Source organism: Vibrio sp. 704 (assembly GCF_033339295.1).
Genome location: NZ_JAWOUH010000951.1, coordinates 1 through 532, shown reverse-complemented (window position 1 = coordinate 532; position 532 = coordinate 1). Strand labels below are relative to the sequence as shown.

The 532-nt window shown below is 48.3% G+C and carries 1 protein-coding gene; it reads right to left on the bottom strand.

Features of this window, described 5'->3' with window-relative positions:
- Positions 1 to 532: aconitase family protein (locus tag R7R24_RS30055; RefSeq protein ID WP_318120634.1), on the bottom strand; the 532-nt coding region annotated here is incomplete at both ends.

Genomic DNA, 532 nt, shown 5'->3' with positions numbered 1-532 from the left:
AAGCCCGCTTCTTTAAATATGACATCCAAGCCTTCGGCTTCTGCTTGTGCTTTCACCTGTTCTGAGCCCGGGACAATCAATGCTTGAACGTGCGATGCGACCTTACGGCCTTTCGCCACGACGGCGGCAGCGCGCATGTCTTCGATGCGAGAGTTCGTACAAGAGCCAACAAACACTTTATCTACTTGGTAGTCAGACAATGATTTACCTGCTTCTAGGCCCATGTAAGCCAATGCTTTTTCAGCAGACGCTTTTTCGATTGGATCTGTGAAGCTTTCTGGTGCTGGAATCGGTTGGTCAACGGCAATGACCTGACCTGGGTTTGTGCCCCAAGTTACTTGTGGTTTGATGTCAGCAGCATTTAGCGTTACTACGGCATCAAATTCGGCATCTGCGTCAGTTTTTAACGTCTTCCAGTACTCTACTGCAGCATCAAAATCTGCGCCTTGCGGTGAGAACTTACGACCTTTGATATATTCAAACGTGGTTTCATCTGGTGCAATTAGGCCTGCTTTTGCGCCCAATTCAATGG